The organism is Oleiphilus sp. HI0125 (assembly GCF_001635355.1).
The window spans coordinates 1-994 of record NZ_LWGF01001028.1 but is presented as its reverse complement, the minus strand read 5'-3'; the positions used below and the strand labels follow the sequence as shown (position 1 = coordinate 994).

Below are 994 nucleotides of genomic sequence, written 5' to 3'. Positions count from 1 at the left end.
TCAGGCAACAATGCAATGCGATTGTTTTCTGATAGTACGTGAATCAGGTTACGCGCTTCTTGATTCAAAGCATCGCCGCATACATCACAAAATGTATCGGCTTTCGCTTTGCTAGTTAGTGCAGGGTGATCGAGAACAACAACCATATTCTCTTCCTTCGCTACCGCAGAAGCTGCAGCTAGCATACTTGACCAAACGTCAAGGCTATCAGTTGCTTTTGCTGCTTCAAATGAAGCTTTAGCGTAAGGTCGGGCAATCGTGATTGACTCTGCCATCATCCACTCTCAATAGTTAAATTTCAGAGGCAAGCTGGTCTAGTAACGCGCTGTGCTTGCTTGCATCGATTTCTGCGCCAAGAATCTTCTCTGCACCTGCTAATGCAATTGCTGATACTTCTGCACGTAGTTCTTCACGTACACGATTCTTTTCTTGCTCAATTTCTGCTTGCGCTGCATTCAGAAGACGATCGCCTTCAGTTTTTGCAGTTTCTTTAGCCTCGTCAACGATTTGGCTAGCACGCTTGTTCGCTTGCTCAATAAGCTCAGCTGCTTTAGTTTTTGCTTCTTTCAATTCTTCATCTGCTTTTTGTTGAGCAAGTTCCAAATCTTTTGAAGCACGGTCAGCTGCAGCTAAACCATCGGAAATCTTCTTTTCACGCTCTTGCATGGCAGCCATGATTGGCGGCCATACATATTTCATGCAGAACAACACGAAAACAGCGAAGAAGATTATTTGTCCTATAAGTGTGTAATTAAGATTCACACCAATAACCTCGCTTTGTTGCCGGTTTACTTAGTCAGAAATACTTAAACCTTAATGGATTAAGCACCAACACCTGGAGCAACTACGAAGATCAAGTACATAGCAATACCAACACCGATGATTGGAATAGCATCGATCAAACCAGCAAGTAAGAACATCTTACCTTGTAGCATTGGGCCAAGCTCTGGCTGACGCGCTGTGCCTTCAAGCAAACGGCCGCCTAGAAGACCCA

3 protein-coding genes are annotated in these 994 nt (G+C 44.3%); all 3 read right to left on the bottom strand.

The genetic code is table 11. From position 1 onward, the window contains the following. On the bottom strand, positions 1 to 275 hold a 275-nt coding region (gene atpH / locus A3762_RS17580; RefSeq protein WP_068756869.1), incomplete at its 3' end, for an ATP synthase F1 subunit delta. A gap of 16 nt (positions 276 to 291) precedes the next feature. Further along, complete coding sequence (locus A3762_RS17575; protein ID WP_068756867.1) at positions 292 to 762, bottom strand: F0F1 ATP synthase subunit B; 471 nt, start codon at positions 760 to 762, stop codon at positions 292 to 294. A gap of 59 nt (positions 763 to 821) precedes the next feature. Further along, positions 822 to 994, bottom strand: a 173-nt coding sequence (atpE, locus tag A3762_RS17570; protein WP_068756866.1) for a F0F1 ATP synthase subunit C, incomplete at its 5' end; no start/stop codon positions are given.